Below are 24614 nucleotides of genomic sequence, written 5' to 3'. Positions count from 1 at the left end.
ATAATCGTTCTTTGTGATATATTATCTCTTGTAAAAGGGAGTTGATTTCGATGTGCGGAATTGTAGGTTATTTAGGAACCAAAAATGCAAAAGAAATAATTATTAATGGCTTGAAACGTTTGGAGTATCGTGGATACGACTCTGCTGGAATAGCGTTAAGACTGTGTGACAACGGTGCTTTTCGTATATTCAAAGATAAAGGTAGAGTAGCTCATTTAGAAAGTTTAGTCGATGTTAAAGGTGAACCTTGCCTTGGTATTGGCCATACTAGATGGGCAACACATGGGGTGCCTAACCAGGTAAATTCCCATCCACAAACCTCTAGTTCAGGTCGTTTTTTTATTGTTCATAATGGTGTAGTAGATAACTATAAAGAACTAAAGAGTTCTAAATTAGGAGAAAGTGTCTTTGAAAGTGACACTGATACAGAAGTAATAGCTCATTTAATTGAAAGATACAGTTATAGAATGAGTGTTAGTGAAGCAATAAGAAAAACGATGAGTTTATTAGAAGGGTCTTACGCTCTTGCGATTATCGATAGAGATAATCCTCACCGTTTGTATGCTTGTAAAAACAAAAGCCCATTATTAATAGGTATTAGTGATGATGGTATAATTGTCGCATCAGATGTGATGGCTTGTGTTGGTTATTCAGATCGTTATGTTCCACTTGAAGATAAAACATTTGTGGAGATTGATGGTGCTAGTTATTCAATTAAAGATATTATTGGTAAAGAAGTGAAACATGAAGAGAAAGTTATTGACGTTGATTACTTTAATATTGAAAAAGGTGAATACTCACATTTCATGTTAAAAGAAATTAATGAGCAACCAGCGGTTATTAGAACGATTATTGGAAAATATTTTGATGGTGATAAACCAACAATTAACGGACCAGTAAAAAAAGCACTTGAAGAAAGTGATCGTTTATATATTATTGCCGCAGGAACTAGTATGAATGCTGGATTTATTGGAAAAGAGTTATTTGAGAAAATGGCTAACATTCCTACCGAGGTTCATATTGCTAGTGAGTTTGCTTATAACATGCCTTTACTATCTAAGAAGCCGTTATTTATCTTTATCTCACAAAGTGGTGAGACAGCAGATTTAAGGGCAGTACTTGTAAATATAAAAGCTAAAGGATATCGTAGTTTAACAATAACTAATGTTAAAACTTCAACTTTAGCTAGAGAAGCGGATCATTTTGTAGAAATTCATGCTGGACCGGAAATTGCAGTTGCTAGTACAAAAGCGTACACAGCACAAATCGCAATTCTATCAATCCTTGCTTATACATTAAATGATTCACATATAAATTTACGTAAAGAATTAAGTAAAGCCGCAATTAGTATGGAAAATATCATCGATAAAAGAGAATATATCGAAGAGTTAGTTAAAGAATATTTAACTAAACGCAATTGTTTCTATATTGGTCGCGGAATTGATTATTATAGTTGTTTGGAAGCTAGTTTAAAGCTAAAAGAAATTAGTTATATTCAAACAGAAGGATTTGCTGCTGGAGAATTAAAGCATGGAACGATTGCTTTAATTGAAGAAGATACTCCAGTTATCGCAATTATTTCACAAAGAAGTATTAGTAAAAATACGCGAAGTAACTTATATGAAGTTAAAAGTAGAGGAGCTAAAACATTAGTAATTTCAACAAGGGGTGTTCACGAGAGTGATGATCAAATTGTTGTTGATGATGTTTTTGAATTATTTAGTCCTTTACTAACAGTACTACCAGCACAATTTATCGCTTATTACGCTGCTTTACACCGTGGTTATGATATTGATAAACCACGTAACTTAGCTAAAAGTGTTACAGTAGAATAGGAGACTTATTATGGCAAAATATTTTGGGACAGACGGAATTAGAGGTCGAGTTCCTTTAGAAGTAAACAATTCAATAGCTTTCAAAGTAGGACAAAGTTTAAAAACAGCTTTAGGTACTACAAGATTAGTTGTTGGGATGGATACAAGAGAATCTGGTAGTGAGTTACTATTTAGCGTTATAAGCGGCGCTAGAAGTGTTGGAATAGATGTAATGAACGCTGGTGTTGTTTCAACACCACTAATTAGTCTTTTTTCAAAGGAAAAAGAAGTTGATGGAGTAATGATTACTGCTAGTCATAATCCTTATACTGACAACGGGATTAAAGTATTTCATTATGGAAATAAATTAAGTCATGATCAAGAATTAAAAATTGAGGATTATATTGATAATAATGATAAATTTAATATAGGAACACTTGGAGAAATATATGATGGTGAAGAAGTATTAGATTTGTATTTAGATTTAATCGATAGATTAGAGTTATATAGTACTGATTTAAAAGTAGGGATTGATAGTGCTCATGGTGCTAACTACTTAATTAGTAAAGGAATCTTAAGTGAATTAGCTGAGAATTTCTTCCAAATCGGAAATGAACCTGATGGTAAAAATATTAATAACGGAGTTGGTAGTACTCATTTAGAAGCTATTACTAATCTTGTTAAAGAGCAAAAGCTTGACATTGGATTTAGTTATGATGGTGATGGGGATAGAGTTTTAGCGGTTGACAATGAGTTAAATGTTGTTGATGGGGATAAACTAATCTTTGTTATTGCTTGTTACTTAAAAGAATTAGGATTACTAAAAAAAGATACTGTGGTTCTAACTAAAATGAGTAACTTAGGTATCATTAAAGCTTTTGAAGACAAAGGAATTAAAGTTATCCTAACTGATGTTGGTGATAAATACGTTTTAGAAGAAATAAATAAAAACGGTTATTCTATTGGTGGGGAAAACAGTGGACATATTATCTTAAGCGATTATATTAATACTGGTGATGGTTTATTAGTTAGTTTATTGTTACTAAAAATATTAGACGACAAAGAGCAATCATTAAAAGAACTAACAGATGAAATCAAAATGTGGCCTCAAGAATTATTTAATATCCGTACTTATAATAAAGAAATACTTAATGACAAAAGAGTAGTTAAGGTCGTTAACGAAGTAAAAGAAGTGTTAAAAGATAATGGTAAAGTCTTAGTAAGAGCTTCAGGGACTGAACCATTAGTAAGAGTTACTTTAAGTTGTGAAACGCAAAGTGAACTTGATAAACATATGAACAAAATTGTTTCAATGATTAATTTTGTTAAGGAGGAAGTGTAATGAAGAATTATGCAATAGTTTTAGCTGCTGGTAAAGGAACTAGAATGAAAACAGAATTACCTAAATGTGCTTTTCCAATTCTTAAAAAACCAATGATTCAATATATTCATGAAAACATCCTGAAAAGTATGGTTGATGAAACAACAGTTGTTGTTGGTTACCAAAAAGAAATCATTATGGGTATTCTTGGTGATAGCGTAGACTACGCTATTCAAAGTACTCAAAAAGGTACTGGACATGCGGTTATGGTAACAAAGGATATCATGGCTAAGAAAACAGGTACTACGATTATTATGTTAGGTGATATGCCATTAATTGATTACAAAGTAATTAATAAAGTAATTAAATATCACAGAGATAAAGATAATGATCTAACTGTTTTAACAACTAAATATCAACAACCAAAAGGTTATGGACGTATCATTAGAAATGAATATGGTAATATTGAAGCAATCGTTGAACATAATGAATGTACTAATGATCTAAAACGTATTAACGAAGTAAATACAGGTATTTACGTAGTTAATAACGAATTACTATATAAAATAGTTGATAAAATTAAATTAAATGAACGAAAACAAGAATATTATTTAACTGATATTGTTGAAATAATGAAACCTAATTACCGTGTTGATGCTTTTGAGTTATGGGATAACGAAAAAGTAATGGGTGTTAATGATTTATATTCAGCAAGTGTTGCAGAAAAGTACTTGCGTAATGAAATTAATAAATCTCATATGTTAAACGGAGTAAGTATTGTAACTCCTGAAACAGTAACTATTGGTGAGAATGTAATTATTGAAGGTAATGTTACAATTTATCCTAATACTTATATCACTGGTGAAAGTATTATTAAAAGTGGTAGTAAAATTGGACCTAATAGTGAAATTCATACTTCAGTTATCCACAATAACGTCAGAGTAAAACACAGTTTAATCTTTGATAGTGAAGTTAAAAGTGACACTGTAGTAGGACCATTTGCTCATTTAAGAAATGGTGCAGTGATTGGTGAAAATGCTCGTATTGGTAACTTTGTTGAAGTTAAAAACTCAATTATCGGTGATGGTACAAAATCTGCTCATTTAGCATATATCGGTGATACCGAAACTGGTAAAAACGTAAACTTTGGATGCGGTAGTATAACAGTAAACTATGATGGACTAAATAAACATAGAACTAAAATCGGTGATGATGTATTTATTGGTTGCAATACTAATTTAATCGCCCCTGTAGAAGTAGGTAGTAGAGTATTTATAGCAGCAGGGTCTACGGTTACTAAAAATGTTCCTGAAGGAGCCTTTACAATCGCCAGAAATAGACAAATAAACAAAGAAGATTATGCTAAGAACTTTATCACTCCAAAAGATGATAAATAACAGTTGACAAATTAATACTGTATAGTATAATAAGTATGCAATTAAATGTGGAAAGAAGAGTACCCACTCTCACCTGATAGAATCTATCTTTAGGTTGAAGCTACAAGTATAACTAATTAAATTTAGTGTGGGTACATTATGTACGCACACTTTTTATATACTTTCCACAAAACAAAATTTATATGCCCTGGGAGGTGTAACTATAAAGAAATATAGTCGTGAAATGCCAGCGAAACGAAAAGATGATAGTATCTTAAATGAAGGTATTAGAGCAAGAGAAGTTATGGTAATTACTGATTCTGGTGAAAAACTAGGAGTAATTAATACAAGAACTGCTTTAAGTCAAGCATATGATAAAAACTTAGACTTAGTTCTAGTAGCTCCGGGTGCTAAACCACCAGTTGCTAAATTCATGGATTACAACAAGTATAAATATGAACAACAACGAAAACAACGTGAAGCTCGTAAAAATCAAAAAATTGTATCGCTAAAAGAAATTAGACTTTCACCGAAGATTGACATTGGAGACTTCAATACGAAGTTAAAAAATGGTCGTAAATTCTTAGACAATGGTGACAAACTAAAAATTTCTATCCGTTTTAGAGGTAGAGAGATGGCATATACTAACAAAGGTCGCGAAATAATGCTTAAATATGCAGAACAATGTGCAGACATCGCAACAATTGAAAGTATGCCTAAAAAAGACGGTCGTAATATGTTTATGTCATTAACGCCGATCAAAGACAAAAAATAAGGAGTGAAACTATGCCAAAAATGAGAACTCATTCTGGTACTAAAAAAAGAATTAAAAGAACAGCATCAGGAAAAATTAAAGTGTCACACTCTCAAAGAGGACATTTACTAAGTCATAAAAGTACTAGCGCAAAAAGATCACACAGAAAAGCAAACTATTTAAGCGCTGGAGATTACAAAAGAATCAAACATCAAATTTCACAAGTGAAGTAATATTAGGAGGAATTAAATATGCCAAGAGTTAAAGGTGGAAACGTCGCTAGAAAAAGACGTAAAAAAATATTAAAATTAGCCAAAGGATACTTTGGAAGTAAACACATATTATATAGAACAGCAAATGAACAAGTAATGAAATCATTACGTTACGCTTACCGTGACAGAAAACAAAGAAAAAGAAACTTTAGAAAATTATGGATTACAAGAATCAACGCAGCAGCTAGACTAAGTGGTTTATCTTATTCAAGATTTATCAATGGTTTAACAAAAGCTGGAGTTGAAGTAAACCGTAAAATGTTAGCTGATATTGCTGTAACAGATCCTAAAGGATTTGCAGACATGTGCGAAATCGCTAAAAAAGGTTTAGCTGGTGAAGTAGTTGCAGCTCCAAAAGCAGCACCTAAAAAAGTAGCACCAAAAGCAGCACCTAAAAAAGTAAAAGCTCCAGTTAAAGAAGCAGCTCCAGTTGAAGAAGTTAAAGAAGTAGCAAAAGAAGAAGCTACAGATTTAAGCAAATTAACAGTAGCAGCACTTAAAGCTTTAGCTAAAGAAAAAGGTTTATCAGGATTCAGCGCACTTAAAAAAGCTGAGTTAGTAGAGTTATTAAAATAAGCAGTTTTACTGCTTTTTTTATACCCAAAATTATGGTATAATTTTATAGGTGATTTTATGAAAGAAGGACTAAGAAAAATCTCATATGACCTGTACTTAATCGTACTAGGAACATTGGCTTTCTTTAGCTTTACGGGGAAGATAGACGACTATATATTGTTGATATATGTCGGTATTGCATTCCTTGTTATTATAGCTAAGAAAAGTGTTTTTTACATACTCCCAATTTCCTTCTTTATGACTATGAGCACCAACATGTTACGAGACGATATAACCGCAATAACCATATTCATAATAATCATTCTTGTAATTATGGCTATAGATACCATAAGAAATCGTAATTTCACTAAGATTGGGTACTTATTCTTACCATTCTTAGCATTAATAATTTTAAGTGTATTTTCAAGTATGAATGCGGTAGATGGGTTTACCCCATTAGTTGGATTTGTCCTAGCAATAGCCATGGCTTTGTTTTATGTTTACTTTATTAATACAATTCAAAGAAGCAATGAAAACTATGCTAAAGTAGCGAAAATGTTTATGTATTTAGCTGTTGTAGTAACGATGCAAATGCTCCATCAAGTTAACTTACAAGAAGATGCGATTCAATTTATTCAAAGAAGAAGAATCAATCTAGAGTGGGAAAACTTAAACATTATAATCTATGTAAATCTAATTGCTATTCCGTTTGTTGCATACTTAATAACAAAAGTTAAAGTTAAATTACCCTATATGATCTTAGGGTTAATAATTACAATAGGAATATTTTTAACATTATCAAGAAGTAGTATTCTAACTGTTGGAGTTTATATTCTAATATTAGTTCCCTTGGTTTTAAAACTAGAAAAAGACAAGATGCTATTAATAATCCAAGGATTAGTTCTATTCCTTATTATTGTTATCGGGATATTCTTCTTAGAAAGATATAATTATGTCATATCAGACGTAATAAGAGCTATTACATCACGTGAATGGACAAAAACAGAAGATAGAACCGTTTTATTAGAAGTAGCGATAGAGCAATTTAAGCTTCACCCCATATTTGGTTCAGGTGGATTATATTCATCAGCCGCACACTTAGAGGCTTATAGCGCTAGAAACTATCATAATATCATAGCTAGAACTTCATCTTTAGGTGTTTTAGGATTCATTACAGTAGCGTTATTATTCATTAGGAAAACAAAACTTATTATGTTAAGTAATTCTAGTTTTAAATGGTTTGCGCTAGTCATGATATATGTGACCGCATTTGTTAATGGAATGTTCCAACCAATGTACTTCTATACTACATACATGATTTACATGATCCTGGTTCTAGCAGTCATAGAGGTTAACATAAAAGGCTCAATTAAGCGAATATAAACGAGTATGAAATTGTGTTCATACTCGTTTTTATATGCGCAACAAAATTGACTTATATATTTAATAAAGGTATAATTAGGTATCCTAAGTGGTTGGAGATCACCCAAACTGCGACCCCAATGTATTAGAAAAGGTGCCGAGACTTATCTTGTGTGGAAGCTTATCTTTATTAAGAACCCTAATAGATTAGTAAGAGGTTGCCGCATTAGTGGAACAGAGGTTCTGCATCGGGTGGTTTCCAACATCTTAGGATTTTTGTATACATTAATTTAAAAAGCTACTAAATAGTAGTATAATGATTATAGAATTAGATATTAAGTATTTTTAAAGCGAAGGAGGATTCAAAAATGAAAGCAATAAAACAATATGGGTGGTTACTACAACTCATCGGGGCAGCTTTACTGATTGGATTAGCATTATTCTTAGAATTTGGGAATGGTGAAGGAATTGTCGTACCATTTATCGGAGCAATTATCATTATCTCAGCAGGAGTAAGACTAGTTCCTTTTGTTAAAACACAAAAAAATGATTTAGTTAAGACAATAAACATTATTGAGATTACAATCGATGTCGCAATTGGGTTAGCATTAATCTTAGTAACATTACTTGCAGACAATGGGCTTGGTAATTTATTTGGTTATTTAATAGGGGTATATTTAATGCTTAGAGGTGCTGTTCACTTCTTTGGTGTTTCTGAATTTAAAGAAAATAGTGATCTACCTTTATACATATTCCATGTAGCAGCGTTAATTGTTGGTAGTTATGTATTCTTTAGTGGTGATTTTAGTCCTGCTATCTTAATTCATATCATTTTGTTCTTTAGTATCGTAGCTGGAGGTTATTTAACTTACACTGGATATAAAGGTTATAGAAGTTATCGTTATCAAAAAACATTGACGATGCCTGATATTAAACACAAGGATGATAGAGTTGAAAAAGAAGTACCAGATACAGCTGAAATAACTCCAGAAAAAGAAATAGAAGAGCCAACACAGCCACAAGATCACGTATCATAAAACTATAAAATAAAAATGAATCCATTTGGATTCATTTTTTTATTTTGATACACTTAACAGACAACTTTCTACTTACTTAGTAACACTATCAAACCTATTGACTAAATCAACACCACCAACAATGTTGATAACATCATAACCCTTTTTAGTTAGCACTTCAGTAACCAAGTAACTTCGTTGACCATGATGACAAAGAATATAGTAAGATTCATCTTTTTTTAGAAGTGAATTATATTTAGTTAATAGTGCATTCATTGGTATATTGATGGCATTTTCAAAAGGTAAATCAAGCAGTTCAAATGGTTCTCTTATATCAATAATGTTGATCGTGCTATCCTTATGTATCTTTATAAAATCTTTAGGGAATATATGTTTAATTCCATCTTGGATTTGGATCATTTTAGATCATCTCCTATTCGGAAATATTATATCACTATTTATAAAATAGTTAGTATAAGATACTTTTTTTATTAAAACCTTGTTAGTTCGCTTTACAAATCAAATATAGATATGTATAATTGATTTGTAATCTAAACTATATGGAGGTAAAGCTATGGTTAAAGAGATGTGCTATAAATTAAATAAAAGCAGCATGTTATACAAGAGATTAATGTCAAAACATTTAGAAAGATTAAATATCACTTATGCACAATTAATGGTATTAAGAGTTATTGATCAAGAACCAGGAGTAACAGCAAAAGAAATCCTAATGCAGATGGATACAGATAAGGCTACTTTAAGTGGTGTTATTTCTCGTCTAGAAAGAGATAATTATATCTACCGTGTTAAAAATGATAAAGATGGTCGTGTTAGAAATATTTATACTTCTGAAGGTAGTGAAGATATTTGTAAAGAAGTTAGTATAATAGAAGAAGCTTGCATTCAAGATTTAGTAGATGGAATCAGTCAAGATGATGCTGAGTTCTTTGTTAATGTATTAGATCGTTTTATTGCGAATCAAATTAAGAAAATTGGAGATTAAAAAAGGAGTTCTAACTCCTTTTTTTTATGATATAATTATTAGAGGGTGATAATATGACTGAACAGCAAAAACACTATGGTTATTTAAATAGATTAAGAATTATATTTTTAGTTGTTTTTTTTGTTTGCGTCGCATTACCGTTTTATATAGGACGTAACAACCTAGAATTTGATTCAGATGTAGCTAATTTTGTTTTAGGATTTTCGTGTCTCTTCCTAATTCCGGGGTTTATGATAGCGATGTTTAGAGTTGTTTCATTTGAGCAAGATACTGAACTAACTTGGCTTGCCTTACGTAAATCTATAGCATTAGGAGTAGTTATAGCTTTTGGGTTATTTGCATTTTTTGGAGTTTTGGATTGGTTATTACCTTTAACTATTAATTACTTAGCTGAAGGTGCTTACCATAACGTGTTTGCTACCGTCTTTTATTATTACAACTTAACGGTTTTGCTCTTAGTAGTTTTATATAAGGAATGAGGAAGTTTGTTTCGAGATGATAGATATAGATTTTAGGTTAATAAGGGGAAATTACATGGTGATAAAAAATGAGTTTTCAGTACTAGGTTTAATTAGAAGATATAAAGTGTTAATTGACAATGTACATGTTTCAGATCTTAAAAGGTTCAAATCGCTGGATATGGAACATCCAAATCATAAATTTTACATCCAGTTCAAGATATCTGATATTGCAACAAGTGTGAAGTATATTGTTGACGATTCACGGGTGAGTCATTTGAAAGTGGGGATAAATCCGCTAGTTAGATTATATTCTGTACTCTTTCTGGTACTATCTATACTTTCCATATTCACCAATTTTAAAATTGAGTATCTTTATCTTTACCCAATCCTATTCTTTTTTATATTTCTATTTTATATAGTTTTTCAAGGATCGTGAATTAAAGTCAAAGCATACGATAATAACAAGAAGAGGATAAAACTTAAAGAGTATAAGGCGTAGTATAACTTGGGAGGACCATAATAGTACGATAAAAGAGATATGTTGAAGTTAATCAGAGTTTTAAAAAAATATAATCAGTGGAGGAAATAATGCAAGGTATAAGAGAAGGTTTTGCGATTTACAAAAAGAATTTTATCTTTATTTTTAAACACCCATTTACACTAATTCCATTTCTATTAGCTTTAGGGGCTAGTATATTTGCAGGGATATATGTAAATTCTGTTTTCGATCTTGATTCACTTAGTATAGTCCAATTGTTAGGGCTAGTATATTTACTTACTATAGTTTCTACATTCTCAATCAGTGTTGCGTCACTATTCATTCTTGAACTATTGGAACAACACGAGACAACTGGGAAAATGAGACCATTAAAAGCTTTAGCTGACATGTTAACAAAGGATTTATGGAGAGCTTTACCAATAATCATTGTTTGGTCTATTATTGATTTTATTATTACATTGATTCTTGCTGTTTTTTCAGCTCTACGAAAAAACAAAAACGGTCGAACTACTAGACCAGCCGGTCCACTTGAAAGAGCAGTTAGGATTCTGCAAACAACAGTTCGTATGGGGATGATGGTGATCTTTACAGTGATAGCTTGGGATGATAAAGGACCCAAAGCTTCGTTTGATGAAGGAATGAAAGTCTATAAGAATTCTTTGGCAACGATGTTGACAGGAGTTGGAGTTTCTGAGATAACAGCAATAATCTTGATAGTACCGTTAATCTTGGTTCAGTTGTTAAGCAAATTTGTGTATATTCCTATTGACATATTTCTGCCAGCAACTTATATATATTTAGCTGTCTCTTGGAGTATTGGGAAATTAATCGAGCAATTATATGTTTCGGAACTATATTTATGGAATATTCACTACGAGAAAGCGTTAGAAAATAACGAAAATATTACTTCGATTTATGATGTTAGAAAGCCATCATTTACTGATAATTCATTTGATTTATTAGATCAGTAAAGACAAATAAAGTGTATAACTTATATAGCACATAATTAAATATCATAAACATAAAATTTATGTTATAATAATTTTGATTTAATATTTTGGAGGATCTGAAAATGGGATTTGTAGGAGAGATAGTAATTTCAATTGTTGGAGGACTTTTTCTTGGTGGTATAGCAACTTTGGTAGAACAAGTTGAAAATAGTCAGAGAAGTGATCAATTCAAAAAATATTGGTCTCCAACTAAAAAGAAGGTAGTTTTTTTAGTTGCATCAGTCATTGCTTCATATTTCATTTTTATAACAATAAGATAAATACAAAAATAAATTAATTTGGAGGACTTAGATGAGAAATATACTTAAAGATATGTGTATGTTAAACGGAATCCCTGGTAACGAAAGAGAAGTTCGTAAATATATGACAGATCAAATGCAAGGTAAAGCTGAAGTTAGTTATGATGGTTTAGGTAGTATTATCGGTTTAAAAGTTGGTAATGAAAAAGGACCTAAAATTATGGTGGCAGGACATATGGATGAAGTAGGATTTATTGTAACTACTATTACCGATGAAGGTTACATAAAATTTACACCAGCTGGTGGATGGTGGGGACAAGTTATGCTTGCTCAACAATTAGACATCACAACTGGTAAAGGTGAATTAATTAGAGGTGTTATTGGTGCGAAAGCTCCGCATATCTTAACTGCTGAAGAAAGAGCTAAACCAGTTGATATGAAAACAATGTTCTTAGACGTTGGTGTTAAAGACAAAGAAGAAGCAGAAAAATTAGGAATTAAACCTGGAGATATGGTTACTCCTTATATTGAATATAAAGAATTAGCTAACCCTAAATACTTATTAGGTAAAGCTTGGGACAACCGTGTTGGTTGTGCCGCAGCTATTGAGGTTTTAGAAAATGTTCAAGATAAAAAACATGATAATTTACTATATGCAGTTGGGACAGTTATGGAAGAAGTAGGTTTAAGAGGAGCCACAACAAGTGCTCATAAAATTAATCCTGATATTGGGATTGCTCTTGATACTACAATTGCTTATGATTTTCCTGGTGGAAGTAAAAATACTGTTTTAGGTAATGGTGTTGGAATCATGATTAAAGACGGTAGTATGGTTGGACATAAAGGTTTAAGAGATTTCACTGTAGCTTTATGTGAAGAAAATGATATTAAATATCAATTAACTTACTTAGAACGTGGTGGAACTGATGGTGGAGCAATGCATATGGCATTGGACGGTGCTCCTAGTATCGCTTTATGTTTACCAGTAAGATATTTACATTCTCATACTTCAATCGTTCACAAGGATGATTATGAAGCAATGGTTAAATTAGTAACATTAATGGTTAAAAAATTAGACCAAAATACAGTTGATAAAATTACATTTGGATAAAAAATAAAAGGCCTATTGAGGCCTTTTTATGAGGTGCTATTATGAGAGTTATTTCCGGAACTTTTAGAAGTAGAGTTTTAGTTGGAGTAGATAGTGATAAAACAAGAGAAACAAAAGATAGAGTTAAAGAATCAATCTTTAACTCTATTAGTAATAAACTTCAAGAAGCTACTGTTTTAGATTTATTTGCTGGTAGTGGTAGTCTAGGAATTGAAGCTATTTCTAGAGGTAGTGAATTCTGTGATTTTGTTGATCAAGAAAGAGAAGCTATTACTTCTTTAAGAAAGAATATATTAAATTTAAGAATTGAAGAGAATTCAGGAATCAATTTCATGGATTATAGTAGTTTCTTAGAAAAAACATATCATGAATATGATGTTGTTTTGTTAGACCCTCCTTATAAACTAGATGTTATTGATGAAATAATTAAAACAATAGCTAGAAAAAAACTTTTAGCAAGTAATGGAGTTATTGTATGTTTATACAGTAAAAATAATGAATTAAAAAGTGAAAATAATGGTATAATAGAATATAAGAAAAAAACTATAGGTATTACAAATGTATCATATATGAAATGGGGTATATAAATGAAATTAGCAGTTTATCCAGGTAGTTTTGATCCAATAACTTATGGACATATTGATATTGCAAAGAGAGCTTTAGAAGTATTTGATAGACTTATTATATTAATTAGTGATAACCCAAATAAAGAGAACCTATTTACATCAGAAGAACGAGCTGCAATGGTTAGAGAAGTAATGAAAGAATGTTTAGATAAGATAGACATTAAGACATCTAACGACTTAACTGTTAAGCAAACTAAGAAGTTAGGAGCTACACATATCGTTCGTGGTTTACGAGCTGTTACTGACTTTGAGTATGAGTTCCAGATGACTCATGCTAATAGAGTTTTGGAAAAAGGTATCGATAATATTTTCTTTATGACAGATAATAAACACTCGTATTTATCAAGCACTACCGTAAAAGAAATTGCGCAATTTAATGGAGACTTAAATACAATGGTTCCACCATTTGTTGAAGCAGAACTTCAAAAGAAGTTTAACTAATCTTATTTATAAAAAACTAATATATAAAAAAGAAACAAAATTAACTCAAAGGAAATAATTAATCATATTTCTTGAGTGTTTTGTTTTTCTTTTATTTATAAAAATGTTAATATGGGGTAGGTGATAAATATGGATGATAGAGAAAAGATTTTCGCGGAACTCAGAAAAAGTAATGTCCGCATAACTAAGCAAAGAAGAGCTATTATTGATGTTTTAGAAGATAAACATTTAACAATACAAGAAATTTACTCTGAACTAAAAAATCGTGGCTTTAATAATTTAGGAACAGTTTATAATAATATTGATTTCTTATTAGAAAATAAAATCGTAACACAGATTTTTATTAATGGTAAGAAACACTACGACTTAACTATCGATGAAAAAAGTCATAATGCTGATTCGCATATTCACGTAACTTGTAAAGTAAACAATAACATTATTGAAATTAATAATAGTAGTATTTTTGATGAAATAAAGGCAAATTCAATCTTTAGAAATTTTAATATCAGCAAACTACAATTGGTAGTTGAAGGATTTTGCAATCATTATGAAAAGGATACTTGTAAGAAAGATGGTAAGTGTTTTATTGGTACATTAGGAAAGGTTAGAAATTAACCTTTTTTTTATTTGTGAAATTAATTAAAAAAATTATTTATAACATTATTTAGAAAAATTATGAAATTGTTTGATTTTACTGATATGGTTGCCTATAATTCAATAGTGGAGTGATTATTATGAATATTACAGATTTGAAAAGAACTGAGAAAGCAAGTGTGCTTTCTTTAAAAAAATTAAATAAGAAATATACCGAACGTTTAATGGACGTCGGTATTTATGAGAGTGCTGAAGTTACTCTTTTAAATACATTAGCTATGGGAAGACTATATTTATTAGAAGTTGATGATATTGAGATTTGTATCAGACGCGATGACGCTCTTCTTATCGAGGTGAGAAAATGATTTATTTACTAGCAGGAAATCCTAATACCGGAAAAAGCACTTTCTTTAATTCGATGACACAATCTCATGTTCATGTCGGTAATTATAGTGGTGTAACTGTAGAAAAAAGAGTACATCATATTAAACATACTAAACTTGGTCATCATCACCATCGTCATGGTTCGATGCATACTCGTCATAATGAGGGAATGGATCTTGTCGATTTACCAGGGACATATAATGTTAGTCCGAGTGGAGAAGATGAAGGGGTTGTAACTTTTTCTTTATTAAATGAAAGCTATAATGGGATTATTAATATAGTTGATTCAACTCATTTAAAAAGAAACCTTCATTTAACAATTCAACTATTAGAACTAGGGGTTCCTAGTTTATTAGTTTTCAACTTAAAAGATGCCCTAAAAAATAATGGATATGTTATTGATACAGATAAAATGAAAAAACTCCTTAACGTGAATGCTATCAGCATTAGCGCTAAAGAGAGCAGTGATAACTATATTGATGAAGTGGTTGGTGAGTTAAGAAACTTACAAATGTCAAAGGCATTAGAACTTAATTATCCACAACCAATTAAGTGGGGATTACAAAGAATTCATGATCTATTAAGACATGATCCTGTTCAGGTTAAAAAGAAATGGTTAGCTTTACAGATTTTAGAAGGTAATGAAGGAATCTTTAACTTCCTAAATCTAACTAAAGAAGAAAAAATAAGAAATGTTGTTGAAGAAGTAGAGCAAAGAATTATAGATGAGAATATTGCTTTAAGTTTAAAAGGAGCTATTTTCAATACAAGAAGAGAATTCATTAATGAAATATATGAAGAATGTATGATTAAAGTAGAAGAAAAAGAACATTCTAAATACTTCAATCAGAAAATAGATCGAGTTTTAACTCATCAAGCATGGGGAATACCTATTTTCTTATTAATAATGCTTGGTGTTTATCAAATCAGTTTTGGTAATGTTCTAGGTTTAGGTAATTTCTTAACAGGAATATTTGAAATATTATGGAATGATTACTTACTATATTATACATCGCAATTTTTAGATTTACTCGGTGTCACTGGATTTGCTCATGGCTTAGTCGTTGACGGGTTATTAGCAGGGGTTGGAGGAGTTTTAGTCTTCTTACCACAGATTATAGTTCTGTTCTTCTTATTGGCTGTCTTAGAGGGAACAGGGTATATGGCAAGAGTGGCAATTGTTATGGATAGATTCTTAAGTAGATTTGGGTTTAATGGGAAAAGTATTGTTCCGATTATTACTGGTTTTGGTTGTACCGTACCAGCAATTATGGCAACAAGAACTATTAGTGATAAAAAAGAAAGAATTTTAACAATTTTGACGATTCCTTTTGTGTCTTGTAGTGCAAGATTACCAATCTATGTAATATTTATTAATCTATTCTTTGATCAATACCGTGCATTTGTCATGTTAGGTATTTACTTATTAGGTATTATTGTTATGTTAGTTAGTGCTAAGTTATTTAGTTTATCATATTTCAGAGGAGCAAGTAGTAACTTCATATTAGAAGTGCCTCCTTACCGTGTACCACAACTAAGAACAATTACTTATCAGTCTCTCGAAAAAGCAAAAAGATTTGTTAAAAAAGCAGGGACATTCATTTTAGTTGGTAGTGTTATTTTATGGTTATTGAGTAATATTGGACCTGCAGGGATTGATATTAATCCAGAAGATAGTTTCTTAAGTATTATCGCAGGATTTATTGCACCAGTCTTTACTCCTTTAGGTTTTGGGAACTGGCAAGCTGCAAGTAGTTTAATTAGTGGATTCTTGGCTAAAGAGATTGTTGTTTCTAGTTTAATAGTATTATACGGTGGAGAAGTTGGAATAGCTGCAGCATTTACTACTCTAGGAGCTTTAACTTATGTAATTTTCGCTAGTTTATATGTACCATGTATTAGTACTGTGGCTACGATCAGAAGTGAAACAGGAAGCACAAAGTGGACTTTGTTTGGTATTGTTTATCCGTTCTTTGTAGCTTACTTAATAGCATTAATAGTAAATTTAATATTTGGAATATTTATATAAAAAAAAGATGGAATAATTTCCATCTTTTTTTTTATTTATTACTCCTCGAAGGCTTTTTCGACTGCTTTTTCAACTTTTTCAGCGACTTTTTCGTCTATATCCTCTAGGTTTTCATCAAAACCTTTTTTAATGGCTGCTTCGACTAATTCTTTAATTTTACTTTGTCCAAGGAAAGGTAACAATGCTTGTTCTTTAAAGCCTTCAACTTTACCTTCTTTAACTTCTTCATAAAGTTTATTTAGTCTCTGACGAGACATAAATGGTAACGCAGTGTATAGATCTTTTTTATTTCCATCTTTAACTATTTCATCAACTAATTCATCAACTTCATTACTTTCTAAGAAAGGGTATAAATGCACTAATTTTACTCCTTTAACCTCTTTGGTTTTAATTTTATTTACTAATTCTTTAATGTCTTCGTCATCCATAAATGGTAATAAGTTTAATAATTTCATATTTATTCCTCCTTCAATTAATATTTTCTGTTTTTGTATTTACGGTTTGTTTTAATTGTGCTAAAGATATTTGATTGTAGATATTTAAATTCAGTACAGCAAATATCTCGTAGGTATTTATCATATTTCATTTAATTCACTCCTTTTTATTTTTTAGAGTTAAATGAATGGACATTTACCTTTCTTTGAACAAATAATTGTTCTTGGGTTGTTAGTTGATGGTAGATGTTCTTCAATTCAAAGGTACATTTTCCACCTAGGATAATTCCTAGGATGTAGATTCTTTCTTCATCGTTTAGATACGGCCAGATGTTTTTGATGACAAAACATTCTTCTGAGTGGACGATCTTATTGATTACTTTGAATCTTTCTTTTGAATTCAATAGGTAAAAGATATCGTTAATATATTGATACCAGTCTTCTTTAGATAAGAATTCTCCTAATACTGATTCACGATCGAAGTTTTTAAATTTTGTTTCGTAATCATGTTCAGCAATGTCGGTATCGTCTAATAGATAATCAATTGATACTTCTAATAGTTTGGTTAGTTCATAGAGAATATCAATTGTGGGTAAACTTTTACCGTTTTCCCACTTACTGACAGCTTGGTGAGTTACATATAAGCTTTCAGCAATGAAGTTTTGTGTAAAATCTAATTCTTTTCTGCGTTGGCTAATTCGTTTTCCGATTAGGCTTAAATTTAGCATCTTTTACCTCCTTTACACCTTAATTCTATCAAGGCTTTATCTATCTATCAAGCAACCTGTGGTTGAGTGGAAATACTCATTAAATTTTCATAAGTATATTATTAATAATATGTTATAATATGGAGACGTGGAGTGATGAATATGAAAACAAGAAGATACCATGGTTATATATACGTTATAGCGTATTTAATGGTTTTAAGAGTAGTACTAAATATAACAGTTGGTGTCAGTGCTTTTAGTACTGGGATGATTTTTGATTTAGTTATGTTAATGTTTTGGGTTGGCGCTATTGGTTTCTTTTTAAGAAGAATTCGCTCTCAAAAGATTTTTTATATAATAGTTATCCTATTAGCTACAGCGTTTGTTGTAGGTGATAGTGTTTATTTTGATTACTTTAGTGTAATTAGTGCTAGAAGTTCTTTAGCTGGATTAAAATGGTTACAAGAGGGTAATACATTAGAATATGATATTAAAATTCCTCTTGTTGCATATTTAATTACACCGTTATTAATAGGTACAATATATCTTATTATAGCAAATAAGGAAAAGGATGTCTTTCACTTACGAGATTTCTTAATTTTAAGTACTGTTTTTGCGGTTCAGGTTGGCTTTTATTTATACTGGGGTAACCAACAGTTTGAAACAAGAAATGATTACTACAGAAGTGATGCATATCTTTTTGAAAGTATGCATGACAGGATTTTATATAGTGAAAAATATGGGTGGTATCATTATCATTTACTTGATTTAACTAGATTTAGAACAATTCCAGATTTAGAAGCTTATAAAACTGAGTTAGATGATTACTTTAATAATAAGGAAGAACATGCAACTAATGATTATAGTGATCTATATAATGGATATAATGTAGTAACGATTTTAGGGGAAACTCTAGAAACAAGATTTATTGATGAGAACTTAACACCTAATTTATACTTAATGAGAGAAAATGGGTTAAGCTTTGATAACTATTACACTCCTGTTTACCAACAAGGAGCGACTTGTAATAGCGAATACATGAGTTTAACAGGATATAGTGGAATTACTACTAATGATTGGAGTAATAACGTGTGTGACGCATATAGTGGCAATGAACTCCCATATGCTCTTCCAAATCAACTAAAAGAGCAGGGATATAATACATATTACTTCCATAGTGGATTTGAATGGTTCTATAACCGTATTGAAATGGTTCCTAGTTATGGATTTGACACTGTCAAATTTCATGAAGATTTATTTAGAGATGAAGTTGTTGAAGAAGAGAACTTTACTGATAGATATGATACTGATATGATGTATTTCTTAGATGAGTATGTAAGTTTTGATGAGCCATGGTATATGAACTTATTAACTTACTCGATGCACGGAGCATATAATCAAGAAGAATTTGAAATGCATGCAGCTCAATTAGAAGCTGCATATCCTGATACTGAGTTAGATCCTGAAATTAGAAACTATATGCTGAAACTTGTTGAATTTGATAATCTATTAGGATTATTAATGGAAAGATTAGAAGCAGAAGGACAATTGGATAATACATTATTTGTCATCTATCCTGATCATTATCCTTATATGATGAATTATGATATTTATGAAGATTATATTGGTGTTGAAGATGATTTTCATGAAGTAATGAGACAAGAATTAATCATTTATGCTACAAACATGGAAAAAGAAGTAATTCATACACCAGGAAGCACAATGGATATTACCCCAACAATATTAAACTTACTAAACAGTAATTCTAACTTTGATTATTTCATGGGAGTTGATTTACTTGGTACAGATGAAAACTATGTTTTGTTCTCTGATTTAGCCATTACTGACGGCGAAAGTGTTTTATATTTAAACCAAGATTACAAAGGTAATCTTGTAGATAAAGAAGCACTAGACATAGCATTAGAACGTAAAATAAACGAGTCAGAACTTCAGAAAAAACTGTTAATTAGTGATTATTTTAAAAATGATTAAAAAAAACCGGTTTTAGCCTTTACAAACCGGTAATGTTGAGTTATAATTATCTACGCTAAATGTTTCGATAGCTCAGCTGGATAGAGCAATGCCCTTCTAAGGCATCGGTCGGGGGTTCGAATCCCTCTCGGAATGCCAGTAAACACAGTAAGTAAGCCATTTATGGTTTACTTTTTTTTTGCATTTTGAAGCAATTTTACTGTGTGGGCACTGGTCGGCCGCTTTAATTGGCCGTTCTAAAGTACTCTGACCTGACAAATTCGTTATCTAGGTGTAAATAACGCTGTGTAATCTTAATTGAACTGTGTCCAAGTATTAATCTAAGTGTTTCCAAATCACCACCTCGCTTCAAAAAGTTTGTAGCGAATGTGTGTCTCCACTTGTGAGGACGTACATTATAAGGTAACGATAATTTTAACTCAAATCGATAACAGATACTTTGTACATTAGTCACCAATAACCTTTTTTTAGCCATATAAGACATAAATATATAATTCTTTGAACGATCCTTAGATATAAGAGTTTTTAATAACCCTTTTGTATCGTCTCTGAAGTAAACATAACGGTCTCTTTTAGTTTTGGTTATCTTTACGTGTATTGTATTGGTAGAGAATTGAAAATCCTTTACCTGAAGATGTAGAGCTTCATTAATTCGCAACCCAGTATCATTTAGAAGTTTAAATAAGCAATAGTTTCTTAAACCTTCTCTAGTATCTTTTTGGTCCTTCAAATGATTCAATACTTTCTTCAATACAATATCATCAATAATTTCAACTAATGGAACACTTTCCTTTAATTTTTTTACATTAAGTCTCTTGTCTGTATGATACTCAATCAATAGTATTAATACTGATCTATACATATTAAGTGTTGTATTTTTAATAGTAGGAATTGTTTCTTTTCTCCAAGACCAAAACATTACAACATCATGTTTAGTGATATCTTCAATAGCTATTTCATTAAAATATCTTACTAAGACTTTTATTTTACGTTCATATTTGTCATAAGTACCAGCTGATTTAGTAATTTTTACATATTCTAGGTATTTCTCTGAAGCCGTAATAAACTTCATACAATCAACTCCTATACTAAACCATTAAATACAATGTAATCTTTTAAATCTTCCAAGGAATCGAATATATCGAGACCTTTTTTCATACGCTCTTTATTCACCATAGTTAAATCACTATTTTTAATTTTCTCTAACTTTTCTGAAATGATTGATTCATGCAGCTCTTCAAACTCAAGGTCAGTAGATGTAGCACGAATAAGTACTCGTGCTTTACCTGCAGATTTAACATACCAGTCTTTGGTACGAGTTATGTCTGTTTCCAACTTAGCCTGATTATATAAACGAATCTTTTCATTACCTTGAACAAACCTTTCCCAAGGTCGCCAAGTTTTCCATCGGGTAATTTGATTACTAGTACCTTTAGTTTTGAATTCCAACATACCTCTCAAGACCGAAAAATAAATCTTTGGAAGTTCTTCTATGCCATGAGCTACAATCAATTTAAGTAAATCCATTGTTTTTCTCTTTAATCTAATTTCAATTCTTAACCAGAAGTTAGTATCTACCTCATACCCTCTGTAATATCTTTCATACTGTTTGTCATAGGTACATATTTGTTCACCATCACGCCTACCATGATAAATAGTAGTACCAGTATATGAACCGTTCTTATGACCTTCAATCCACCAACACGAATTAACAGAACTAACATATTCTTTACTCTTAGCTTTCTTAAGTAGTTGATCTATCGTAAAGTATTTGGGAGTAAATATATCACAAGCTAAATGCCACGTTGATATATTTAAGTTATTAGTATATACGTACTCAAGAAGCTCGTACCAATCAATACCTAACAATTCTACTTCACGACAACCTTCTCCTTTTAATTCCAAAGCGTGAGTACGAATATCATTAACATTCGTAGGACCAGAATATTTAAAATCAATATGCTCCTCAAACTTGAGCAGTCTCTCATAATGTCCTATTTTTCCCTCATCAGTAAATTTTGTTATATCAACATCTACTAAACTCATAAAGAATCTAAAGAATTTGTTTTGATATAATGATTTCCAACTATTACCAAATTTGGAGATATAAATACTCTCATCTTCATCAATCGGGAATGTGATAGTTAAATAATCAAATAAGACATTCACCTCAGGAGTTTTCAAACCAATTTATATCACCTCAAATCTGATATTTTTATAGTAAATTAGCCTACCCTAAAATTTGCGAAGATACTGGGAGCCTAGTTGAGCGTTTTAAAGAACTTTTGAGTGCACTAGTAGGGGGGCTATTAGTCATAGCCCCCTGCAGGTGCATTTTTTTGAATAGTTTTATCCGTAAATATCGTAATCTACATCAGCTTTAGCTGCTGCAAATGCTTTAGTAGAATCTTTATCTTCAATCCATGTAATTGGAAAATCAATTACATCTAAAAGTTCAAGATCTGTTTCATCAAGAAATCCTGAAGCTACAGCTTTTCTATGTAATGCAACTTCAACACGTTTGTATTCTACTTCACCAGCTGCATTGTGTCTTACTAAGAATCTACAAGGAACATCTAGTTCATGTTTATCTTTGTTATCTTCAAATTTTCTAAGTACTTTTACAAGTTCATATTTATTGAGTCCGAAATATGTTCTATTACTTAAATCTTTTCTAAATTTTGGATGGAATATAGCTAGTAGTGATACTGAATCACCATAATTCTTTGAAGATCTTTTCTCTAAAGTTACATGACAAGTCGGTAAACCTTCAATAACTTGTCTTGGTAAATCTCTAAAATCTACATAACCAGTTTTCTTAACTGGTTTTTTAGCAGGGATATTACCTGCAGGTATTTTTTTATCTGTATCAGCCATTATTAAATCTCCTTAAAGTTTATTTTTAATATAAAAATGTTTCTAGACTTACCGCTATTTTAAGCAGCTAGAATACATATTAGACAACATTGCTTTCTAAGATTGGACCAGATGTTTAACCTGGTGATCTATTTCTATTCATCTCACATCTTCCTTTCAAAACGATAGTTTATTTTTGGCTATTCGAGCATTTATTAATTCAAAAGCTTCATAAATTACTTCTTCATAACTAAGTTCTAATCCCATGGTTAAAGCAAATCTTTTACAACAATTCTCAACACGATCATTAAATTCTAATTCTTTCAAGAAAACTGAATTAGGAGTGTGCCAGATAATAGACTTTAGTGTTTGAAGACTGTATCGGAACTTAAATTCGCCTTCCAAAAACTTAGGATACGAGAAATTAATTAACCATTTCATGCTTTCAGGGTTATTTATCGGATATTCTAGACTTAAATCTGTTATGCTTACTCGAAACCTTTTATCTATTGCTTCTTTTTTTAGTCTTTGATAATCGGCTTCATCGTATTTATTCTCGATTTTCATACTTATTTATTAAGGACATCAATACTTTTACTCAATGCTTTGCTAATATACTTATCAAACTCTGGAAATAGTCTTGTTTCAACTTTTGATTCCAAATTAATTACAACTGCCTTTAATGGATCCTCTAAGTATTTGAGTTCGAATAACGCAGGATTTGTTTTCTTATGCTTTTTAGGTTTTGCATATAAGAAAACATGATCATCTTTCCAACCTTTTGACTCGTAATAATATTCCTTATGTACGTTTGTAGCTATGTGTAAATCGATTTTTTGTAAAGTACCACTTGTATTTTTACCTAAATAAGTCAATTTTGACATTCCAGGACTTTCTTTCTTTTCTTTTGCAGGAGCATTTAATTTTTCTTTAGATTTATCAGCAATTTTTGATAAAAGTTTATCTAACTGTTTAAAATCTTTGAAACATTCAGACCACATATATAACTTATCGGATGACAAACTATATTTACTTTTTTCGGTTTCATGAAGCTTAAGTTTAATTGTAAAATCAACCTTCTTTTTATCTCTAAGAATAAGAAAATTAATAAATACTTCATAAGTTCCACTAAGCCATGAATGCTCATTTTTAGCTTTGTATTTTGATTTTATCAACTCATGAGTTACTTCGTAATTAACGAATCCTAGTCCTTTCTTCCAATCAAAAGTTTTGATGTGTTCGATTAATTGAGTAATAGAACCAGTTTTGTTGGTTAATGCTTTCAACTCTTTATTTACCTGTAACTCTACTTTCTTAGACCTTACAGCTTTTACGGACATGCTTGGAACAAATGATTTAATGTCTTTTTCATCGACACTTAGTAGTTCAACAATATTTGAGTAGCTAAAACCTTTATAAGCTTTTAATAAACTTCCATCTTTATCACAAAAACGATTTGCGATAGCAATTAAATTCTTAACTGAAGTCTTTCGTAGTTCAAATTCCTTAGCAGCGTAATCATAAATATTTTGATACTCATTGATTTCATAAAGCTTTTCTTTTTTAGCTAAAGCCAATTTACTTCCAATTTCTAAGTAGTTTCGATAAATACTTTTAACTTTGGTTTTGATTGCTTCGGTTATCTTGTTATAACTATAATTCTTTGCAATCAGTTCACCTGTGTCATTGATTTTTATAAACAAACTATCTTGTCCGACGTCGGACTTTTTAACTAATACTTTTTCCATTTTCACAACT

General features: G+C 30.8%; 26 protein-coding genes, 1 tRNA gene and 1 pseudogene. 20 read left to right on the top strand and 8 right to left on the bottom strand.

The features are described 5' to 3' along the window. Positions 1–50: 50 nt before the first annotated feature. The 8 genes and pseudogenes from glmS to KQ51_RS07080 all read left to right on the top strand — a co-directional run bounded on the left by glmS (position 51) and on the right by KQ51_RS07080 (position 8491). Positions 51–1835, top strand: coding sequence for a glutamine--fructose-6-phosphate transaminase (isomerizing) (gene glmS, locus KQ51_RS07115; RefSeq protein WP_038470724.1), 1785 nt, complete (start codon positions 51–53; stop codon positions 1833–1835). A gap of 10 nt (positions 1836–1845) precedes the next feature. Continuing rightward, the gene (locus KQ51_RS07110) at positions 1846–3156 is read left to right on the top strand and encodes a hypothetical protein (RefSeq protein WP_038470722.1); all 1311 of its coding nucleotides are present in this window, start codon (positions 1846–1848) and stop codon (positions 3154–3156) included. Beyond that, positions 3156–4532, top strand: a complete 1377-nt coding sequence (gene glmU, locus KQ51_RS07105) for a bifunctional UDP-N-acetylglucosamine diphosphorylase/glucosamine-1-phosphate N-acetyltransferase GlmU (RefSeq protein WP_038470720.1) — start codon at positions 3156–3158, stop codon at positions 4530–4532. Before KQ51_RS07110 ends, glmU begins: the two co-directional genes overlap by 1 nt. Positions 4533–4755: 223 nt before the next feature. Continuing rightward, entirely contained in the window at positions 4756–5286 is a 531-nt protein-coding gene (gene infC, locus KQ51_RS07100; RefSeq protein ID WP_038470718.1) for a translation initiation factor IF-3, read from the top strand. 11 nt (positions 5287–5297) lie between these two features. Beyond that, positions 5298–5498 carry a 50S ribosomal protein L35 gene (gene rpmI / locus KQ51_RS07095; protein WP_038470716.1) on the top strand — a complete coding sequence of 67 codons (201 nt, stop codon included), beginning with the start codon at positions 5298–5300 and terminating at the stop codon, positions 5496–5498. Between the two features lie 18 nt (positions 5499–5516). Further along, positions 5517–5867 (top strand): annotated as a pseudogene (gene rplT / locus KQ51_RS09900) (50S ribosomal protein L20); the annotation flags it as partial. A 303-nt stretch (positions 5868–6170) separates the two neighbouring features. Next, the gene (locus KQ51_RS07085) at positions 6171–7475 is read left to right on the top strand and encodes an O-antigen ligase family protein (protein ID WP_038470709.1); all 1305 of its coding nucleotides are present in this window, start codon (positions 6171–6173) and stop codon (positions 7473–7475) included. Between the two features lie 347 nt (positions 7476–7822). Beyond that, positions 7823–8491, top strand: coding sequence for a hypothetical protein (locus tag KQ51_RS07080; protein ID WP_038470706.1), 669 nt, complete (start codon positions 7823–7825; stop codon positions 8489–8491). A 72-nt stretch (positions 8492–8563) separates the two neighbouring features. Here KQ51_RS07080 and KQ51_RS07075 read toward each other — a convergent pair whose 3' ends face one another. After that, on the bottom strand, positions 8564–8890 hold the full coding sequence (locus tag KQ51_RS07075) for a rhodanese-like domain-containing protein (protein WP_052609332.1): 327 nt from the start codon (positions 8888–8890) through the stop codon (positions 8564–8566). Between the two features lie 154 nt (positions 8891–9044). Between KQ51_RS07075 and KQ51_RS07070 the strand changes: the two genes are divergently transcribed. The 10 genes from KQ51_RS07070 (at position 9045) to feoB (ending at position 16867) form a co-directional block, all read left to right on the top strand. Further along, positions 9045–9473, top strand: a complete 429-nt coding sequence (locus KQ51_RS07070; RefSeq protein ID WP_038470702.1) for a MarR family winged helix-turn-helix transcriptional regulator — start codon at positions 9045–9047, stop codon at positions 9471–9473. Between the two features lie 53 nt (positions 9474–9526). Next, a complete protein-coding gene (locus KQ51_RS07065; RefSeq protein ID WP_038470699.1) occupies positions 9527–9952 on the top strand; it encodes a hypothetical protein in 426 nt (141 codons plus the stop codon). Between the two features lie 570 nt (positions 9953–10522). Beyond that, positions 10523–11404, top strand: a complete 882-nt coding sequence (locus KQ51_RS07055; protein WP_038470695.1) for a hypothetical protein — start codon at positions 10523–10525, stop codon at positions 11402–11404. Positions 11405–11505: 101 nt separating this feature from the next. After that, positions 11506–11703 carry a hypothetical protein gene (locus tag KQ51_RS07050; RefSeq protein WP_038470691.1) on the top strand — a complete coding sequence of 66 codons (198 nt, stop codon included), beginning with the start codon at positions 11506–11508 and terminating at the stop codon, positions 11701–11703. A gap of 31 nt (positions 11704–11734) precedes the next feature. Beyond that, positions 11735–12793, top strand: a complete 1059-nt coding sequence (locus KQ51_RS07045) for a M42 family metallopeptidase (protein WP_038470687.1) — start codon at positions 11735–11737, stop codon at positions 12791–12793. Positions 12794–12834: 41 nt separating this feature from the next. Next, positions 12835–13380, top strand: a complete 546-nt coding sequence (gene rsmD, locus KQ51_RS07040) for a 16S rRNA (guanine(966)-N(2))-methyltransferase RsmD (protein ID WP_038470684.1) — start codon at positions 12835–12837, stop codon at positions 13378–13380. Beyond that, entirely contained in the window at positions 13381–13860 is a 480-nt protein-coding gene (gene coaD, locus KQ51_RS07035) for a pantetheine-phosphate adenylyltransferase (RefSeq protein ID WP_038470680.1), read from the top strand. It abuts the gene before it with no gap. A 129-nt stretch (positions 13861–13989) separates the two neighbouring features. Continuing rightward, positions 13990–14475, top strand: coding sequence for a Fur family transcriptional regulator (locus KQ51_RS07030; protein WP_038470677.1), 486 nt, complete (start codon positions 13990–13992; stop codon positions 14473–14475). Positions 14476–14594: 119 nt separating this feature from the next. After that, a complete protein-coding gene (locus KQ51_RS07025; RefSeq protein ID WP_038470674.1) occupies positions 14595–14819 on the top strand; it encodes a FeoA family protein in 225 nt (74 codons plus the stop codon). Then, positions 14816–16867, top strand: a complete 2052-nt coding sequence (gene feoB, locus KQ51_RS07020) for a ferrous iron transport protein B (RefSeq protein ID WP_038470671.1) — start codon at positions 14816–14818, stop codon at positions 16865–16867. The genes KQ51_RS07025 and feoB overlap by 4 nt, the downstream gene beginning before the upstream one ends. Before the next feature lie 38 nt (positions 16868–16905). Here the strand turns inward: feoB and KQ51_RS07015 are convergent, their stop codons facing one another. Together KQ51_RS07015 and KQ51_RS09505 are read right to left on the bottom strand one after the other, a co-directional pair. Beyond that, positions 16906–17322, bottom strand: a complete 417-nt coding sequence (locus tag KQ51_RS07015; protein ID WP_038470668.1) for a hypothetical protein — start codon at positions 17320–17322, stop codon at positions 16906–16908. Between the two features lie 146 nt (positions 17323–17468). Then, a complete protein-coding gene (locus KQ51_RS09505; RefSeq protein WP_052609331.1) occupies positions 17469–18029 on the bottom strand; it encodes a helix-turn-helix domain-containing protein in 561 nt (186 codons plus the stop codon). A 141-nt stretch (positions 18030–18170) separates the two neighbouring features. On the opposite strand from KQ51_RS09505, the gene KQ51_RS07005 reads away from it, so the two are divergent. Together KQ51_RS07005 and KQ51_RS07000 are read left to right on the top strand one after the other, a co-directional pair. Then, on the top strand, positions 18171–20000 hold the full coding sequence (locus tag KQ51_RS07005; protein WP_038470665.1) for an alkaline phosphatase family protein: 1830 nt from the start codon (positions 18171–18173) through the stop codon (positions 19998–20000). A gap of 61 nt (positions 20001–20061) precedes the next feature. Continuing rightward, positions 20062–20138, top strand: a tRNA-Arg gene (locus KQ51_RS07000). Positions 20139–20223: 85 nt separating this feature from the next. On the opposite strand, the gene KQ51_RS06995 is transcribed toward KQ51_RS07000, so the two are convergent. The 5 genes from KQ51_RS06995 to KQ51_RS06975 form a co-directional block, all read right to left on the bottom strand. Next, a complete protein-coding gene (locus tag KQ51_RS06995; protein WP_038470662.1) occupies positions 20224–21072 on the bottom strand; it encodes a tyrosine-type recombinase/integrase in 849 nt (282 codons plus the stop codon). An 11-nt stretch (positions 21073–21083) separates the two neighbouring features. Then, complete coding sequence (locus tag KQ51_RS06990; RefSeq protein WP_038470659.1) at positions 21084–22184, bottom strand: replication initiation factor domain-containing protein; 1101 nt, start codon at positions 22182–22184, stop codon at positions 21084–21086. A gap of 165 nt (positions 22185–22349) precedes the next feature. Then, positions 22350–22877: a hypothetical protein gene (locus KQ51_RS06985; protein ID WP_038470656.1), complete on the bottom strand. Its 528-nt coding sequence runs from the start codon at positions 22875–22877 to the stop codon at positions 22350–22352. A gap of 156 nt (positions 22878–23033) precedes the next feature. Further along, complete coding sequence (locus tag KQ51_RS06980; RefSeq protein WP_038470654.1) at positions 23034–23423, bottom strand: hypothetical protein; 390 nt, start codon at positions 23421–23423, stop codon at positions 23034–23036. 2 nt (positions 23424–23425) lie between these two features. Further along, positions 23426–24604 (bottom strand): hypothetical protein, encoded by a 1179-nt coding sequence (locus tag KQ51_RS06975; protein ID WP_038470652.1) that lies wholly within the window; start codon positions 24602–24604, stop codon positions 23426–23428. Between the last annotated feature and the right edge of the window lie 10 nt (positions 24605–24614).

The organism is Candidatus Izimaplasma bacterium HR1 (genome assembly GCA_000755705.1).
Lineage (GTDB): Bacteria > Bacillota_I > Bacilli_A > Izemoplasmatales > Izemoplasmataceae > Xianfuyuplasma.
Note: the sequence above shows the minus strand (reverse complement) of the source record. Positions and strands in the feature narration are given on the sequence as shown.

Bases quoted from the DNA above. Each gene is read 5' to 3' on its own strand.
- glmS (WP_038470724.1), top strand. From the start codon at position 51: ATGTGCGGAATTGTAGGTTATTTAGGAACCAAAAATGCAAAAGAAATA.
- KQ51_RS07110 (WP_038470722.1), top strand. From the start codon at position 1,846: ATGGCAAAATATTTTGGGACAGACGGAATTAGAGGTCGAGTTCCTTTA.
- glmU (WP_038470720.1), top strand. From the start codon at position 3,156: ATGAAGAATTATGCAATAGTTTTAGCTGCTGGTAAAGGAACTAGAATG.
- infC (WP_038470718.1), top strand. From the start codon at position 4,756: ATGCCAGCGAAACGAAAAGATGATAGTATCTTAAATGAAGGTATTAGA.
- rpmI (WP_038470716.1), top strand. From the start codon at position 5,298: ATGCCAAAAATGAGAACTCATTCTGGTACTAAAAAAAGAATTAAAAGA.
- KQ51_RS07085 (WP_038470709.1), top strand. From the start codon at position 6,171: ATGAAAGAAGGACTAAGAAAAATCTCATATGACCTGTACTTAATCGTA.
- KQ51_RS07080 (WP_038470706.1), top strand. From the start codon at position 7,823: ATGAAAGCAATAAAACAATATGGGTGGTTACTACAACTCATCGGGGCA.
- KQ51_RS07075 (WP_052609332.1), bottom strand. From the start codon at position 8,890: ATGATCCAAATCCAAGATGGAATTAAACATATATTCCCTAAAGATTTT.
- KQ51_RS07070 (WP_038470702.1), top strand. From the start codon at position 9,045: ATGGTTAAAGAGATGTGCTATAAATTAAATAAAAGCAGCATGTTATAC.
- KQ51_RS07065 (WP_038470699.1), top strand. From the start codon at position 9,527: ATGACTGAACAGCAAAAACACTATGGTTATTTAAATAGATTAAGAATT.
- KQ51_RS07055 (WP_038470695.1), top strand. From the start codon at position 10,523: ATGCAAGGTATAAGAGAAGGTTTTGCGATTTACAAAAAGAATTTTATC.
- KQ51_RS07050 (WP_038470691.1), top strand. From the start codon at position 11,506: ATGGGATTTGTAGGAGAGATAGTAATTTCAATTGTTGGAGGACTTTTT.
- KQ51_RS07045 (WP_038470687.1), top strand. From the start codon at position 11,735: ATGAGAAATATACTTAAAGATATGTGTATGTTAAACGGAATCCCTGGT.
- rsmD (WP_038470684.1), top strand. From the start codon at position 12,835: ATGAGAGTTATTTCCGGAACTTTTAGAAGTAGAGTTTTAGTTGGAGTA.
- coaD (WP_038470680.1), top strand. From the start codon at position 13,381: ATGAAATTAGCAGTTTATCCAGGTAGTTTTGATCCAATAACTTATGGA.
- KQ51_RS07030 (WP_038470677.1), top strand. From the start codon at position 13,990: ATGGATGATAGAGAAAAGATTTTCGCGGAACTCAGAAAAAGTAATGTC.
- KQ51_RS07025 (WP_038470674.1), top strand. From the start codon at position 14,595: ATGAATATTACAGATTTGAAAAGAACTGAGAAAGCAAGTGTGCTTTCT.
- feoB (WP_038470671.1), top strand. From the start codon at position 14,816: ATGATTTATTTACTAGCAGGAAATCCTAATACCGGAAAAAGCACTTTC.
- KQ51_RS07015 (WP_038470668.1), bottom strand. From the start codon at position 17,322: ATGAAATTATTAAACTTATTACCATTTATGGATGACGAAGACATTAAA.
- KQ51_RS09505 (WP_052609331.1), bottom strand. From the start codon at position 18,029: ATGCTAAATTTAAGCCTAATCGGAAAACGAATTAGCCAACGCAGAAAA.
- KQ51_RS07005 (WP_038470665.1), top strand. From the start codon at position 18,171: ATGAAAACAAGAAGATACCATGGTTATATATACGTTATAGCGTATTTA.
- KQ51_RS06995 (WP_038470662.1), bottom strand. From the start codon at position 21,072: ATGAAGTTTATTACGGCTTCAGAGAAATACCTAGAATATGTAAAAATT.
- KQ51_RS06985 (WP_038470656.1), bottom strand. From the start codon at position 22,877: ATGGCTGATACAGATAAAAAAATACCTGCAGGTAATATCCCTGCTAAA.
- KQ51_RS06980 (WP_038470654.1), bottom strand. From the start codon at position 23,423: ATGAAAATCGAGAATAAATACGATGAAGCCGATTATCAAAGACTAAAA.
- KQ51_RS06975 (WP_038470652.1), bottom strand. From the start codon at position 24,604: ATGGAAAAAGTATTAGTTAAAAAGTCCGACGTCGGACAAGATAGTTTG.